This is a genomic window from Chamaesiphon sp. (assembly GCF_041737865.1).
GTDB lineage: Bacteria > Cyanobacteriota > Cyanobacteriia > Cyanobacteriales > Chamaesiphonaceae > Chamaesiphon.
Map to the genome: position 1 here is coordinate 14691 of NZ_JBGSQZ010000054.1, position 14087 is coordinate 28777.

The following is a 14087-nucleotide window of genomic DNA, read 5'->3' on the forward strand; positions in this document are numbered from 1 at the left end:
ATGCAAAACACCCGTCTCAACACACTAATCGATCGCATTAATCAGCAATTCATTCAATGGAACGAAAATCCCTGGCGGCGATTATCTCTACTGATTATTAGTCTACTATTTGGTAACTTTCTTGCCTCTGCGGTCGCCACATCTAGCGGACAAAGAACCGATCTAGATGTTTTCACCAGTATCATTATATTAACGATCGTCGAGTCTATCTCTTGGCTGACTTATGGTACAACTTTAGGAAAGCGTAAATTGGTAGAAGCCAACGCAATTATCGGTCAGCGTCCGATTTGGATCGCCATCTTGAATAGTCTAAAATTAGGACTAGTTTACGGCTTATTTGTCGAAGCATTCAAACTCGGTAGTTAATTTGCTTCGTTCTATCACCGCCCTGAACTATAAGTTCGGGCTAACAGCACAAGTTCGTTGAAACGAACTTGTGCTGTTAGCCCCGAATTCATTCGAGGGCGGTGCCTAAACGAAGCTATAAGTCATCGCTCGGAAATCCTGATTCCGTTGGCGTAGCCTCTGTCTCGATCCAAACACATGCGGAGGGAACCTCCGCGTGATTTGGGTCGCTCCGACAGGAGACACTCAGGTTAATTACGTCGATCGATCGCCAATCTAGACGACACGATCGTAAGATATATTTAGCCAAGTAATTCAGGTAGAGTAAAAGCGGTGCTGGACATCAGACAGATTCGAGAAAATCCAGAATTAGTACAGACAAAACTAGATCTCCGAGGCGTAGGTGTCTACAACATCCAACCCATTCTCGCTCTGGATAAACAACAGCGCGAACTAGAATCTACGCGCAGTCAACTTCAGGCACGTAGCAACGAAATAGGTAAACTCGTCGGTGCGAAAATGGGCGCGAAAGTCGATCCCAATGCGCCGGAAGTTCAAGTCCTCAAAACCGAAGGAAACGCTGTCAAGGCGCAGTTGAGCGAACTAGAACCAGCCGAACGAGAACTTAAAGCGCAGATTCACACGCTGATCTTACAACTACCTAACCTTCCTAGCGATACTACTCCGATCGGTAAAAGTGAGGATGAGAACATCGAACTCCGCAAGTGGGGCGACGAATATATCCCCACCAATCCCCAAATTTTGCCCCACTGGGACATTGGCGAAAAATTAGGTATCCTCAATTTCGAGAGTACTGCCAAAATTGCCCAAAGTCGATTTGTGACCCTCGTCGGCGCAGGTGCGGCGTTAGAACGTGCTTTGATTAGCTTCATGCTCGATCGACAGATTGCAGCGGGATATACTGAAATCAGCCCGCCAATCCTAGTCAATACCGCATCAATGACGGCAACCGGACAACTTCCCAAATTTGCTGAAGACAGCTTCAAATGTGCCGAAGACGATCTGTGGTTGATTCCCACCGCCGAAGTTCCCGTTACCAATATCTATCGCGGCGACATCCTTACTAGCGAACAACTCCCGATTTACCACTGCGCCTATACCCCTTGCTTTCGGCGCGAAGCTGGAAGTGCAGGGCGAGACACGCGGGGATTAATTCGCCTCCACCAGTTCAACAAAATCGAGCTAGTCAAATTCGTTCATCCCGACACATCCGCACAGGAACATGAAGCCCTCGTAAGGGATGCAGAAGCCGTCCTCCAGGCTCTAAAACTCCCCTATCGAGTATTGGAACTCTGCACGGGAGATATCGGCTTCAGTGCGGCAAAATGCTATGACTTAGAAGTCTGGCTACCTTCTGCTGGCAAATATCGAGAAATTTCTAGTTGTTCCAATTTCCACGACTTCCAAGCGCGGCGGGGCGATATCCGCTTCAAGGAAACGGGGAAAAAAGGGACTCAATTCGTCCATACCCTGAATGGTTCGGGATTAGCTGTGGGTAGAACTATGGCAGCAATTTTAGAAAATTATCAGCAAGCAGATGGGGCGATTAAAATACCTGAAGTATTACAATCGTATTTAGGCAAAGCAGTCCTGTAGACGAAAATTAAATTATGACAATCGCTCACGAGCGGTTAAGATATGCAAAAATCCCAGAAACCCAGATCCCCGACTTCTCTAAGAAGTCGGGGATCTGTCCGCAGCGATATGGCAACAGCTATAATTGACACTGTGCCTACGGCAGGCTACGCCAACGGTTCACTATCGCCAGAGGCGAGGCTACGCCAACGACTTCGCATTGCCTACGGCAGGCTCACGCCAACAGTGCAAGTCGCTCAGTACAAGTAGTTGATAATTGGGTTCTTAGGGTACTGGACGTTTCTCCCGCCCAGTTTGCACGATCGGGGATTAACGAAATACACAAAGCTCGGCGATCGATCTGATAGGATTGCCAATATGCACCCAGCCGCCTAACGTTGATGCTGTCCGAACTGGATCTCATAGACTTCATCTTCCTTTTCAGTGACGATCTTCAGATTCGATCGAGCATAAGCGACACATAGTAGAGCATACCCCTTTGCTTGTAGCTCCGTACTGACACCCATCCCCTCACCTTGCTCCACTTCTCCCTCCAGGATCTGCGCCGCACAAGTGGTACAGACTCCAGCATTACAAGAAGTTGGGAGATAGATCCCCGCCGCACCAGCAGCGCGTAAAATTGTCTTATCTTCAGGAGCCTCGATCGTGTGAATTTCTCCCTGATGATGGATCTCAACAGTATAAGTTTTCGTCATGGATGATTAGTGGTCGAAATATTTGTGAAGATATCCTCCACTTTAGCAAGTTCTGGCACTAGTAATCATGTCCCAACTCCGGTTCCAGCTCCCAACCAGCCACCCACCCGTTTGCCTTCGGTCTTTGGTAAGATTTGGCTGGAACATCAGTCTGGGGCTGTTACTATCGATCGGTAGCGGCGGATATTTGTCAGGTACTACGGCAAATGCTGCCATATTCGATCGCGCTGGATTAAAGATACCCGATCGAGAAGTAAATTCCGATCGGGTTAACTGGCAACTAGTATCTACAGCTACAGGTCGTAAATATAACGGGATTGGTGTCATTGATGTCAACTATGGTGCCTGTACGGGATTTTTGTTCTCGACTGGCGTTCATCCTACAGCTCCGGCTTATGTGCTCACAAATGGTCACTGTCAGGGCAGTTTCAACAAATTACCCACCGATCGCGAAATCCTAGTCGATCGACCTACCAAGACCCAATTTACGGTTAATTACTTTCATGATTTTAAGCCCGATCGGTTAACTATTCCGGTCAAACGGCTAGTCTATGGCACGATGAAAAATAATGATATTGCCATCCTCGAATTGACCAAAACTCAACAAGAATTGACCCAAGCAGGAATCGCGCCGCTCCAAATTGCGCCTAAACCCCCAGATCTCGGCGAACCGCTAATTGTCGTGGGAGTCCCGTCTCAAGGTGTCAAAGACGAACTTAATTTCCTCCATGCAGCCACCTGCAAAACTGGGGAATCCGCTAATGTCAAAGAAGACATCTACAACTGGAAAAGGTCGATTCGCCACCAGTGCAGCATCGTGGGTGGGATGTCTGGTTCGCCGATGATTTCGCTCAAAACCCAGCAAGTAGTCGGAATTATCAATACTGGTGTAAATGACAGTGCTGCTAAACAACCTCAATGCAGCATCAATCGTCCCTGCGAAGTGGTTAAAAATGGCTTTGTGCAGACCTTCCCACAAGAAAATTACGGTCAGCCAGTCTATCAAATTCCTACCTGTTTCGATCGCAGCGGCAGATTCGATCTCGATCGAGCTACCTGCGAATTGGAGCGTCCTCAAGGCATCTACCCGCAAAACCTAAAACCCAAAGCCTAAAGCCTAAAGCCTAACCCCTAGTCAGAATCACCCTAGTATGTAACAATGGGAGTTTTGCGTAAAGTATCAAGCAGTAAGGAAATTTATGTCCCGATATCGCGGACCGAGACTGAGAATTACACGTCGTTTAGGCTCCCTACCAGGACTAACTCGGAAGGAACCACGTCGTGCATATCCACCAGGTCAACACGGTCAAAACCGGAAAAAGCGTTCTGAATATGCAATCCGCCTCGAAGAAAAGCAAAAATTGCGGATGAACTATGGTGTAAACGAGAAGCAAATGCTCCGCTATGTGCGGAAAGCAAGACGTGCTACTGGTTCCACCGGATTAGTTTTATTGCAATTACTCGAAATGCGGTTAGATAACACCGTATTTCGGCTAGCTATGGCTCCAACTATTCCAGCCGCACGTCAATTAGTCAACCACGGACACGTCACCGTCAACGGACGTACTGTGGATATTGCTAGTTATCAATGTCGTGCTGGCGAAGTGATTGGTGTTCGCAACCGCGAAGGATCGAAGAAATTGGTAGAAGCCAATCTCCAATATCCCGGATTAGCTAACACTCCCAACCATTTGGAATTCGATAAGCCTACTTTAACTGGTAAAGTTACTGGCACGATCGAACGTGAATGGGTAGCTCTTCAAGTCAATGAGCTACTGGTAGTCGAGTTCTACTCCCGCCAAGCCTAGAGATTTTGGATTTTGGATGGCGGCTGCATCCAAAATCTATTCTCTTCTTGTACAATGCCAAATCAATTGACATTAAGACAAATTCATGTAGTCAATCAGACTCCTGGTTAGGCTCATCGATCGAGATACCTGTCCCCAAAACCCTTACACCAAGCTAATTATAGCCCTTGTGATGTTTGTCGAGGTTGGGGTGACTAGACCATCTAAAGCGATCGAATCAAACAGGCATAACCTATCTCTCACGACCGTTTGGAGATTTTATGATAATTGCAACCGCTCCTAGCACTGCTGTAGATACTCAAGACACTAAGCCAATACTACTTGATGTCACCAACACCAGACTGACGGTGACATCGGAGCAGTTCGACCGCCTATGTCTCGATAATCCCAACCTCCGCCTAGAATTAACCCCGAATAGAGAATTGATTGTGATGGCTCTAACAGGCGGTGAGAGCGGCAAAAAGAACGCAAGGTTAAGCAGTCGAGTAGTTGTCTGGAATGATGAAACAGATCTAGGGGAAGTATTTGATTCCTCAACAGGCTATGACTTTACCGAATTCGGCGGTGGCAAACGATCTCCTGATGTTTCATGGATTGAGAAATCTCGATTAGAAGGACAGAACATTATTGGATTGATTCAGATCCTCCCTGACTTTGCAATTGAACTCCGTTCACCCACCGATAACTTGAGTGAAGTAAGAGCCAAGATGGCGGAATACCAGCAGTTAGGAGTGCGATTAGGACTATTCATTAACCCCCAGGATCGACAAGTAGAAATCTATCGACCAAGGCAAGAAGTAGAAATTTTAGAAGACCCCAAGTCGATCGACTGTAACGAAGTCATGCCAGGATTGATATTGAGCATGAGTAAAATATTGTGAGAAATTCTTATAATAAAGTCACTATACACTTCTGATTAGGTTTTAGGGTCTAGAGAAGAAAGTTTTGTAGGTTGGGTAGAGTGGAAAGAAACTTAACAGTTTAGCCGCCGATTTGAGACATGGTGCGGTGATACGATCCGGTAGTACTGCCAGATTCTCGACCTTTGTAGTTGATTTCTGGTTTGAGCGCGAGTAAATCTCGAACTTGAGATCGCAATTCCCCTGTAGACACCCCATTTCGCAACGCAGTTTTCAGATCTAGTTGTCCGATTTCATTGAGCAGACACGGACGCAACCACCCATCTGCGGATAGACGCATCCGATTGCACCTGTCACAAAAGCATTCAGACATTTGACTGATAAATCCGAGCGTTCCCTGTGCGCCAGGAATAGTAAATACATCCGCTGGGCCATTTCCCTGCACCTGCGCCTCCGTCAATCCCCACTTGTCGCGAATCTGTTGGCGGATTGATTCGGAAGAGATCCAGCCACGATCGCTCAATAACTCATCGTTACCGATCGGCATAAACTCAATAAAGCGGACGTGCCATTGTTTGTCAATGCTCAACGCCGCTAAGTCTAAGACTTCAGTATCATTGATACCAGGAATCACCACCACATTCAACTTGAGTGGTGTAAATCCCGCTCGATCGGCAGCTAAAATCCCATCCCAGACCTGTTGCCAGCGCGATCTACCAAATGCGCCAACAATCCGATCGAAGGTGGCTTCATGGAGCGAATCGAGGCTGATGTTTACTCGTCGGAGTCCAGCTTGATACAAATCTTGTGCCATCCCTGCCAGCAGAAAGGCATTGGTAGTTAATGATAGGTCTTGAGTTTCTGGTAGATGGGCGATCGATCTGACGATCTCGACAATCCCACTGCGTAATAATGGTTCGCCCCCAGTCAGCCGAAAACTGTTAAAACCGACAGGAATGAATACTTCGCGAATTAGCGTCAATAACTCGTCGTCGGTCAATAGTTGCTGGCGATGGAGATACTCTAGTTCGGCTCCTACGGGCATGCAGTACTGACACCGAAAATTGCAGCGATCGATGAGGCTAATTCGTAAGTAATTTACCTGATTCATGATGATATTGTGCCCGATCGAGCTATGAATTTCTATCTATCTTTCGACTCGTTTGGTTTGCAGTCGGTCAGAAAACAACTAGATACGCGGATATAATTTATTATGCACGATCGCCTCGGTATGACTCGATCGAGATTAATTTTGGTACACTTTACAAACGGACAACGGCAGTCGTTAGCTGTTTGGTGAATATTTTCATGACTACTCTCTTGCTGCTAAAGCAGACGCTTTTCAAACCCATCGGCGATGCCAATGATTTACAGATACTGCTGGAGGTGCCCCGATGACTCTGGATGAACGAGTCAGCACTTTAGCTCAAACTAAATCGACAGATCGAGCGTGGCGATTTTGGTTTACATTGCCGATATACCCTTACAGTCAGCGGCGCACTATTCGGACAGAAGTAGAGCCAAATACAATCTGGACATTCGACCAAGTTCAGGGGATTTTTTATGTAGTCGTGCCGATTCGGATGACGGTAGTAAAGCTGCTCTGTGGCGGTTTACTCGTCTATGCACCTGTTGCGCCAACTGCTGAATGTCTGCAATTGGTAAATGAGTTAGTAGCCATTCATGGCGATGTGAAGTATGTTATCCTGCCGACGATTTCGGGGCTAGAGCACAAGGTATTCGTTGGGCCATTTGCGTGGGCGTTTCCACAGGCTCAGGTGTGGGTAACACCAGATCAATGGAGTTTTCCAGTCAATTTGCCGTTGAGTTGGCTGGGGTTGCCTAGTGGACGGACGCAGATTTTGCCTGTAGATAGTAGTAAAACACCGTTTGGGGATGAATTTGATTATGCCATACTAGATACGATCGATCTTGGGTTAGGACAGTTTGCCGAAGTTGCCTTTTTTCACCGTAGATCGCGGACACTATTAGTTACCGACTCAATTATTTCGATCTCGATCGAACCACCTGATATCGTCCAACTCGAACTATATCCTTTACTATTTCACGCCAAGGATCGAGCGAGCGATCTCATCGCCGATACCGCAGCAAATCGACTCAAGGGATGGCAGCGAATTTGTCTATTTGCCCTCTATTTCCAGCCGAGCGTGTTAAAAATTCGCAAGTGGACTCAAACTTGGCGCGAGTCATTTATCGCCGCAGATCGATCTCAACAGAGCTATTTTGGGCTGTATCCTTTTGAGTGGCAACCTGACTGGCAGCAAAGGTTTATAGCTTTACGTGGGGATGGGAGATTATTAGTCGCGCCGCTGCTCCAGACTTTAATTCTCAATCGCGCTCCCACCCAAACGATCGCCTGGGTCGATCGCGTGGCACAATGGGACTTTGAGCAGATTATTCCCTGTCACTTTGACGCACCAGTTGCGGCGACTCCGCACCAGTTTCGAGCCGCTTTTAGTTTTCTCGAATCCGATTCATCACCGGATGCTCTGTCCAAAGCAGATTTTCAGTTATTGCATCAAATAGAGCACCAATTGACTCGATGGCGGATTATCTTCCCAGCTCGTAAACAGTTGACAGCTTGTACTAAGCGAAGCCGAAGTGTTGACAGTTGACAGTTGACAGCTTGCACTGAGCGAAGCCGAAGTGTTGACAGCGGCTTATCATACGTAACCCAAGTTGCTACCTGTAACCACAGCGGTTAGAAACCGCTGCTCGTGATACGAAGTCCGCCTACGCGGACTGACATATCTAGTCCGCGTAGGCGGACTTTGCAACATTAGCCACGATTTCAATCGTAGGCGTTCCAAAAGTGGCAACTTGGGTTACGTACGTAGGCTTTGCCGTAAGCGCAAAGCGCAGGCTACACCGACGCGTAGCGGATCGAAGAGAGGGTTTAGCAAGACAGCGAAGTTGTTGCTGCGGAGATTTAAAACGGACAGTTAACAACTTCGCCATCAACTATCAACTATCAACTATCAACTAATTAACTATTGACTCGATCGTGAATATCTCTAACTCTGACTTTGCAACTATTTTAGAACAAGCGGCTCAATCTTCAGATCGTCCGACCAAAGATGCCACGATAACTGCTTTACAAGCAGCCGAAACAACTGCCAAGCGAGAGCGATTAGTAATTCCATTTGAATCGCTACTGGGTGAATGGCGGCTATGTTTTGCAACTGGGGTAGTTAAAGATAAACAACGAGGCGGAATTCGATTGGGGCGAGGCTATTATCTACCAAAATTTGCGCCAGCATCAATTACTTTTACTCAAGTTGGCGGAGCTACTTTAGCAGATCGAGATTATTCCTCGATTCAACCTGAAGGCTGCACCGGAACTATTAGTAATAAACTTTTAGTTGGAACTGTGCGGTTTCAATTTACTGGGCCTTGTCGTTATCCAGGCAAAAAGAATCTGTTAGCATTTGATTTTACTCAGCTTCAATTTAAATTACTTGGGTTGACAGTTTATCAAGGTAAACTACCTAATAATAAGAGAGCGGGGAAAGATTTCGATCGACTTTCGATCGCTCAGTTACCATTCTTTTCTTTTTTCTGGGCTAGTCCCAACGGAATTGCTGCACGAGGACGCGGCGGTGGCTTGGCACTGTGGGTTCGTAATTAAATTCATTGATAATTGATAATTGATAATTGATAGTTGACCTGTAGAGATTTAAACGTCTGAGTTTCATTAAATATAGCGATCCTAAATCATATTTCTGAGACCTTTATACTGGTGCGTTACGGCTTTAGCCTAACACACTCTACATTAACCTAGCTTTTAATTTAGGATTGCTATAATCCGATCTAACATTATTATCTTCTCTTCACCATTCACCATCCACCATCCACCATCCATGAAAACGATCGATGAAATTAATGATAAAATTAGCCGCAACAAAGCGGTGGTATGGACGGTAGATGAAGTCAAAATTAAAGTGGTAGAATTAGGGATCGAAAAGATTGCCGAGCTAGTAGATGTGATTACTACTGGAAGTTTTGAACCGATGGAATCATCGGGAGCAATTCTCAATTTAGGACATACAGATCCACCGATCAAGATTCGATCGTGTACGTTGGATGGGGTACCTGCTTATGCTGGATTTGGAGCTGTGGATCTCTATTTGGGCGCGACTCAACTAGTAGACTATGCGAGTGAGATTGGGGATGGAGAAGAGCGGAGAGAACGGGGTGGAGCGCATGTAATTGCTGATTTAATCGCGGGCAAAAGTGTCAATTTGCGAGCGATCGGTCATGGTACTGATTGTTATCCTCGGGCTACCTTCGAGACGAAGATTACCAAAGATACAATCAATCAATTTTATCTCTACAATCCCCGCAATTTGTATCAAAACTTTATTGTGGGGGTAAATGGTGGCGATCGGCAGTTGTACACTTATCTCGGCCCACTACAGCCCCGATTGGGTAATGCGGTCTACTCAAATACTGGGGCGATTTCACCGTTACTAAATGACCCCGATTTGGACGTAATCGGCATCGGTACTCGCATTTTGTTGGGCGGGGGGATTGGCTACGTAGCATGGGAAGGTACCCAACATTTTCCGCTCCAAAAACGTAGTGAAAATCGCACCCCGATCGGTCCTGGGGCTACTCTCGCCCTGATTGGCGATGCCAAACAGATGAATCCCAAGTGGGTACGCGGGTGTTACCTCAAAAATTATGGCCCTTCATTGATGCTGGGAGTGGGTGTCCCAATTCCAGTGTTGAATGCGGATATTGTGGCGCGGTGTGCGGTACAGGATCGGGAGATCGTCGCGCCGATTGTCGATTTTTCGATTCCGCGTCGGGTGCGTCCGACTTTTGGGCTAGTCAACTATGAGCAACTCAAGTCAGGCAAAATTAAAATTGAGGGAAAAACTGTCAGAGTGGCTCCCCTGGCTAGTATTTATCGATCGCGACAAGTGGCGATCGAGTTGAAAGAAGCGATCGAGCGAGGTGAATTTTTGCTAACAGAGGCGGTATCCTCACTACCACGCGATCGCACCTTTATTCCACAGGATCGCCGACAGATGCCCAGTTTATTGGAAGATTGAGCTAGTTCTCACCAGAGCGATATTTTCTGGAAGAAGTATAGTTTTAGAGCTTGCTAAATCCACTAACATAGCATTCAACTGTGAAGAAATTGTGAGGAATTGACGATATACTAAAATACGGTCGTAGGTTATTCAATTAATCGAAACTTTTTTCACCACATTAATATAAATAGTGATTGCGATTTACCCTGGCAGCTTCGACCCGATTACGTTAGGTCATCTAGACATTATCGAACGGGGAAGTAAGCTGTTCGATCGGGTTGTAGTAGCAGTACTGCGAAATCCTAGTAAAGCACCATTATTTACCGTAGAACAACGCCTCCGGCAGATCCAGACAGCAACTCAACATATACCCCAGGTAGAAGTAGATAGCTTTGATGGATTGACTGTTACCTACGCCAATCTCATCGGCGCACGAGTATTGCTCAGAGGACTCAGAGTTTTGTCTGACTTTGAGAAAGAACTGCAAATGGCTCACACTAACAAAACCCTGTCTACAGAGATTGAAACGGTGTTTTTAGCAACTTCCACAGAGTATGGTTTCCTCAGCAGTAGCATCGTGAAAGAAATCGCTAGATTCAACGGGTCGATCGACCATCTTGTATCACCTCATGTTGCGTCAGAAATTTACCAATGTTACAACCAACACTCCAATCAGACTTAGCAGACGCAGCGTATCTCAGTAGCTTGGAAGATCGTTCAGATCTTTTGCACTACCAACCTGAAGCTAGATTGCCCCCGCCCAAAGCGATCTCTCCATCAATATTTGCAGCGATCGATCGACTAGAAGAACAGATCCTCGATAGTCCTCGCGTACCATTGACGGGGAAAACAATGGTAAATGAGGAAGAACTGTTAGAGTCGATCGACACGCTCCGGTTGAGTTTACCTGAAGTCATCGCTACAGCTCAGGAAATTATCCACTACAAAGAGCGAATCATCAAAGAGGCACAACAGCAGGTACAGCAGATTTTAGCCGAAGCCAATCAACGCGCCTATCAAGTTGCCAATGAATTGGGAATTATCGACAGAGCCGAACAAGAAGCCAGACAACTGCGGCACATCGCCCTCGCGGAATGCGAACAGCTCCGACAACAAACGAGCATCGAAATCGATCGGCTCCGCAGCTACCACACCCAAGAAATGGAGCGGATGCAAGAAAATGTCAGGAACGAGTGTCAACACATCCAAGCTGGTGCTGATGAATATGCCGATCGAGTTTTGCACAATCTAGAGGATGGACTCACAGATGTTCTACAAACGATCCAACGTGGTAGACAACGCCTCAATACCGATTACGATCCTGTCTCGGTTCCTCAGAGTGAGAAATAAGGCGTTGCTGAATCGATGTATGAAAGAGGGGGACTGGGAGAAAGATAGGTTTGACAAATCCAGCATCAGACATCGATTCAACTGTCGTCCAGAAATAATTTAGGTATGGTGCAAGACGATGACAGATATCTCTGGACGACAGTTGAATCTCGCCTTGGGTGGGCCAGTAGTACCGACACCAGGGCTTACATATAGCTGCATGTTGTCGAGCTGATACAGTCCATTTATATATTTTTTAGCCCACTCAGGTGCGACTCTGGGTACAAAGGGTAACACGATCTGTCCGCCATGAGAGTGCCCCGAAAGTTGTAGTGCAAATCGATCGTAAGCAGCCGCAATATCGCCAAAATCTGGTTCGTGAGCTAGCAAGATATTAGTTCCAGTCTTGGGCAATTGAGCGATCGTCCCAGACAGATCTGCCCGCCTCAACCAAACATCATCGACTCCAGCAATGTTTAACAGATCTGGGCGTTGCGCTAAATTCGTTCGGATATCTGTCTTGATAGCGGATTTACCCACGATCGAATAGACAGCATTATTCAAAAGTCTCACATTACCAGCCCAGAAAGCGCGTTCGAGCGGCGCACTATCCTCAGATCGATCGTGATTGCCCATGATGGCGACTACACCATCCTTAGCTTGGAGTTGGCTAAAGGCATTGGCGAGTATTTCTTCAGACTTACTAGCACCACTAGTAATATAGTCGCCAGTCAGCACAATCAAATCTGGCTGCTGTTGAGTCGCCAGCCGCGCAACTTTTACTAATTGTTGCCGATCCATCACTCCCGATCGGGCATGAAGATCGGTGAGTTGAACGATCTTATATCCCTCAAACACCGGAGCTAATCCGGCAATATTGACGTCGATCGTTTTAATCGCCAACCAGCGCGGTTCGATCCCGCTAGCATACACACTGGTAGTAAATAAAATGGCGATCGCTACCAGTAGCATTCGGAGCGAGTTGTAGATTAATTTTCGCCAGTACCTCATAATTTGGTTATTCATTTATGACTGGTTAATAGTAGTTACCATTGTAACGATGGTGATTCCTGAAATTTGTAAGTAATCGATCGCACTGGTTCGATATTTAAGGAATAATGAGAGATGGTTTGTCCGCAAGCCAAATCTGAACTGAGGGATTATTTTGAGTGAATACTTTGCTACAGTCGCCAGAGGCTTAGAAGAGTTAGCCGCGCAGGAACTAACTGAATTAGGAGCGCAAGATGTCGCTCAAGGCTTCTGTGGTGTGTCTTTTCAAGGCGATCGCGAGTTACTATACCGCGTCAATTTATGGGCGCGGTTGCCGTTTCGGGTATTAGTCAAATTAGGCGAATTTCCTAGCAATGACGATCGAGAACTATACGATGGTGTCCAGCAAATCGATTGGGGCGAATACCTGACGCCCGAACTGACGATGGCTGTCACTGTGACGGGTAAAAACGAGCAGTTAAACCACAGCCACTTTACCGCAGTACAAGTCAAACGCGCGATTACCAAGCAACAGACAGAAAAGTTTGGACAAAGATCGAATGTCGATATTCAAGATCCAAATGTGCGGATCAATGCCCATATCGATAAAGATCTCTGTATTGTCAGTCTCGATAGCTCTGGTAGTAGCCTCCATCGACGCGGCTATCGATCGGCTGTCGGTGATGCACCGCTAAAAGAATCTCTCGCCGCCGCCCTAATGAAAATGTCTGGTTGGACGCCCGATCTAGCATTTATCGATCCGCTATGTGGATCGGGGACATTGCCGCTAGAAGCAGCCATGCAAGCCCTAAATATCGCTCCAGGTATTTTTCGCGATGGCTTTGGCTTTGAGAACTGGCTAGACTTCGATCCAGACTTATTCGATCGACTCATCAAGTCGGCTGAAGCGGGTGAGAAAAAAGATTTGCAGACGACGATTATTGGAAGCGATCGCAATTTTGACATCATCGAACAGGCTCGATCGAATGCCCGTAGTTCTGGGGTAGAAAGCTATATTCAGTTCGCTCAGATGGAGCTAGCAGATGTGGAGGCTCCCGCAGATCGTGGGATTTTGCTCTGCAATCCGCCCTATGGTGAGCGATTGGGACGCGATGAGGATTTGGGTGCTTTTTATAAGCTGTTGGGAGATGTCCTGAAAAACCGTTTTAAAGGTTGGACGGCTTTCGTACTCAGTGGGAATAAAGAATTAGCCAAATCGATCGGGCTAAAATCCGCTCAACGTACCACTGTCTACAATGGGACATTGCCATGTCAATTGATGAAATATGAAATGTATTGATCCGAGGAACGTGGGAGTGTCAAAGTAGGATCGATCGATTGCTGCAAATATATTGAGACAACGAGTTACATATAGCTAAATTG

15 protein-coding genes are annotated in these 14087 nt (G+C 46.6%); 12 read left to right on the plus strand and 3 right to left on the minus strand.

Translation table 11 applies throughout. From position 1 onward, the window contains the following. The 3 genes from ACEW9J_RS04145 to ACEW9J_RS04155 all read left to right on the plus strand — a co-directional run bounded on the left by ACEW9J_RS04145 (position 1) and on the right by ACEW9J_RS04155 (position 2211). Positions 1–366, plus strand: coding sequence for a DUF565 domain-containing protein (locus ACEW9J_RS04145; RefSeq protein WP_373543877.1), 366 nt, complete (start codon positions 1–3; stop codon positions 364–366). 312 nt (positions 367–678) lie between these two features. Then, complete coding sequence (gene serS, locus ACEW9J_RS04150; RefSeq protein ID WP_373543878.1) at positions 679–1962, plus strand: serine--tRNA ligase; 1284 nt, start codon at positions 679–681, stop codon at positions 1960–1962. 108 nt (positions 1963–2070) lie between these two features. After that, a complete protein-coding gene (locus tag ACEW9J_RS04155) occupies positions 2071–2211 on the plus strand; it encodes a hypothetical protein (RefSeq protein WP_373543879.1) in 141 nt (46 codons plus the stop codon). A gap of 122 nt (positions 2212–2333) precedes the next feature. On the opposite strand, the gene ACEW9J_RS04160 is transcribed toward ACEW9J_RS04155, so the two are convergent. Next, positions 2334–2657, minus strand: coding sequence for a 2Fe-2S iron-sulfur cluster-binding protein (locus ACEW9J_RS04160; RefSeq protein ID WP_373543880.1), 324 nt, complete (start codon positions 2655–2657; stop codon positions 2334–2336). A 67-nt stretch (positions 2658–2724) separates the two neighbouring features. Between ACEW9J_RS04160 and ACEW9J_RS04165 the strand changes: the two genes are divergently transcribed. The 3 genes from ACEW9J_RS04165 (at position 2725) to ACEW9J_RS04175 (ending at position 5346) form a co-directional block, all read left to right on the plus strand. After that, positions 2725–3771, plus strand: coding sequence for a serine protease (locus ACEW9J_RS04165; RefSeq protein WP_373543881.1), 1047 nt, complete (start codon positions 2725–2727; stop codon positions 3769–3771). Positions 3772–3856: 85 nt separating this feature from the next. After that, positions 3857–4465 (plus strand): 30S ribosomal protein S4, encoded by a 609-nt coding sequence (gene rpsD / locus ACEW9J_RS04170; RefSeq protein WP_373543882.1) that lies wholly within the window; start codon positions 3857–3859, stop codon positions 4463–4465. A 260-nt stretch (positions 4466–4725) separates the two neighbouring features. Further along, positions 4726–5346 (plus strand): Uma2 family endonuclease, encoded by a 621-nt coding sequence (locus ACEW9J_RS04175; RefSeq protein WP_373543883.1) that lies wholly within the window; start codon positions 4726–4728, stop codon positions 5344–5346. 100 nt (positions 5347–5446) lie between these two features. On the opposite strand, the gene moaA is transcribed toward ACEW9J_RS04175, so the two are convergent. Then, complete coding sequence (gene moaA, locus ACEW9J_RS04180; protein WP_373543884.1) at positions 5447–6436, minus strand: GTP 3',8-cyclase MoaA; 990 nt, start codon at positions 6434–6436, stop codon at positions 5447–5449. A gap of 283 nt (positions 6437–6719) precedes the next feature. On the opposite strand from moaA, the gene ACEW9J_RS04185 reads away from it, so the two are divergent. The 5 genes from ACEW9J_RS04185 (at position 6720) to ACEW9J_RS04205 (ending at position 11735) form a co-directional block, all read left to right on the plus strand. After that, complete coding sequence (locus tag ACEW9J_RS04185) at positions 6720–7961, plus strand: DUF4336 domain-containing protein (RefSeq protein WP_373543885.1); 1242 nt, start codon at positions 6720–6722, stop codon at positions 7959–7961. Between the two features lie 389 nt (positions 7962–8350). Next, a complete protein-coding gene (locus tag ACEW9J_RS04190; protein WP_373543886.1) occupies positions 8351–8974 on the plus strand; it encodes a hypothetical protein in 624 nt (207 codons plus the stop codon). 232 nt (positions 8975–9206) lie between these two features. Next, positions 9207–10403, plus strand: coding sequence for a homocysteine biosynthesis protein (locus ACEW9J_RS04195; RefSeq protein WP_373543887.1), 1197 nt, complete (start codon positions 9207–9209; stop codon positions 10401–10403). 172 nt (positions 10404–10575) lie between these two features. Beyond that, a complete protein-coding gene (coaD, locus tag ACEW9J_RS04200) occupies positions 10576–11067 on the plus strand; it encodes a pantetheine-phosphate adenylyltransferase (RefSeq protein ID WP_373543888.1) in 492 nt (163 codons plus the stop codon). Continuing rightward, entirely contained in the window at positions 11037–11735 is a 699-nt protein-coding gene (locus tag ACEW9J_RS04205; protein WP_373543889.1) for a DivIVA domain-containing protein, read from the plus strand. The genes coaD and ACEW9J_RS04205 overlap by 31 nt, the downstream gene beginning before the upstream one ends. Positions 11736–11834: 99 nt before the next feature. Here ACEW9J_RS04205 and ACEW9J_RS04210 read toward each other — a convergent pair whose 3' ends face one another. Beyond that, positions 11835–12740, minus strand: coding sequence for a metallophosphoesterase (locus ACEW9J_RS04210; RefSeq protein ID WP_373543890.1), 906 nt, complete (start codon positions 12738–12740; stop codon positions 11835–11837). Between the two features lie 139 nt (positions 12741–12879). Here ACEW9J_RS04210 and ACEW9J_RS04215 point away from each other — a divergent pair, with 139 nt between their 5' ends. Then, positions 12880–14004: a class I SAM-dependent RNA methyltransferase gene (locus ACEW9J_RS04215; RefSeq protein WP_373543891.1), complete on the plus strand. Its 1125-nt coding sequence runs from the start codon at positions 12880–12882 to the stop codon at positions 14002–14004. Positions 14005–14087: the final 83 nt, after the last annotated feature.